Raw genomic sequence first — 1600 nt, forward strand, 5'->3', positions numbered from 1 at the left:
GCCCGGCGTGGCCTCGAGCCAATGCACCTCGAGGCCCTGCTCGCGGCACCAGCCGGCGACGAAACGGGCGATCTCGCCCTCGCCGGGGGCGCCGGGGGCGTCGTGGGCCGCGTCCCAGTAGTAGTCGTTGGCCATCTCGTGGTCGTCCCACAGGAAGACCCAGGGGTGCGCGGCCAGGGCCATCTGCAAAAAGGGGTCGGAGCGGTAGGCGCGGTAGATGGCGCGGTAGTCGGCCAGGTTCACCGCCAGGTAGCTGCCGCTGGGGAGACGGTAGCCGCGGTCGGGGAAGCGCAGCTTGCGCCAGCGGGGGTCGGCGGAGGTCTCGTAGATAAAGTCGCCCAGGTGCAGCACCGCGTCGAGGTTTTCGCGGGCCAGGTGGGCGAAGGCCCCCCAGTAGCCGCTGGTGAACTCCTGGCAGGTCACCAGCCCGATCCGCAGCAGCGCGGGCGTCTCGCCGGGGGCGGGCAGGGTCTTGGTGCGCCCCACGGGGCTGTAGACCCCCCGGTAGCGGAAGCGGTAGAGGTAGGCGCGGCCCGGCTCGAGCAGCCCCGAGAGGTCGGTGACGCTGGTGAAGTCGTTCTCCGGGCGCGGCTGCACGGCGGGCCCGGCGAAGCGGGGCGCGGCGAAGGCGGGGTCGGCGGCCTCGGTGATCTCGAACTCCAGCCCCTCCCCCTCCTGCCAGGCCTCGGGGGCCAGGCGGGTCCACAGCACCACCCCGCTGTCGCTGGGGTCGCCGGAGGCCACCCCTAAGGGGAAGTGGGCGAGGGTTTCGGGGCCGCTCTGCGCCGCGCCCAGCCCCAAGAGGCCCGCGCCAAGGCCCAGCACTTCGCGCCGCTTGAGCTTCATCCCCAGCATCCTACCGGGGCGCGCCCGGGGTGCATGAGGCGAGCAGCCTGTATACGATTTTGCTGTATCGTATACGATCATGACCCCTGCCCAGGAACTCCTCCGCCGGCTGGTCGCCCTCAACTCCGTCAACCCCGACCTGGTGCCCGGCGCCCCCGGCGAGGGCGAGATCGCCCGTTTCGTCGCCGGCTGGTGCCGCGAGCAGGGCCTCGAGGTGCATTGGCTCGAGGCCACGCCGGGCCGCCCCAGCGTGGTCGCGGTAGCCCGCGGCACGGGCGGGGGCCGCTCGCTGCTGTTCAACGGTCACCTCGACACCGTGGGCGTGGCCGGGATGGCCGAGCCCTTCCGGCCCCGCGCGGAGGGGGGCCGCCTCTACGGGCGGGGCGCCTACGACATGAAGGGCGGGGTGGCGGCCATGCTGTGGGCGGTGGCCGAGGCGAGGAAGCTGGGCCTGCGCGGGGACGTGATCGCCGCCTGCGTGGCCGACGAGGAGTACGCCAGCCTGGGCAGCTTCGAGCTGGTGCAAGCCGGCTTCCGCGCCGACGCCGCCGTCGTCGCCGAGCCGAGCGAGCTCGAGCTGGTGGTCGCGCACAAGGGCTTCGTGTGGCTGGAGGTCGAGACCCGCGGGGTCGCTGCCCACGGCTCGAGGCCCGACCTCGGCGTGGACGCCATCGCCCACATGGGCCGGGTGCTGGTGGCGCTCGAGCAGCTCGGGCTGCGCCTGCGCTCCGGCCCCGCCCACCCCCTGCTGGGC

At 73.7% G+C, this 1600-nt stretch carries 2 protein-coding genes; one reads left to right on the forward strand and one right to left on the reverse strand.

Features of this window, described 5'->3' with window-relative positions; translation table 11 throughout:
• Window positions 1–846, reverse strand: an 846-nt coding sequence (locus Mterra_RS21115; protein ID WP_176582569.1) for an alkaline phosphatase D family protein, incomplete at its 3' end; no start/stop codon positions are given.
• Window positions 847–925: 79 nt separating this feature from the next.
• Between Mterra_RS21115 and Mterra_RS21120 the strand changes: the two genes are divergently transcribed.
• Window positions 926–1600 (forward strand): M20/M25/M40 family metallo-hydrolase (locus Mterra_RS21120; protein ID WP_119316861.1); only part of this gene is annotated, 675 nt, incomplete at its 3' end.

Origin of the sequence: Calidithermus terrae, assembly GCF_003574345.1 — a bacterium.
GTDB lineage: Bacteria > Deinococcota > Deinococci > Deinococcales > Thermaceae > Calidithermus > Calidithermus chliarophilus.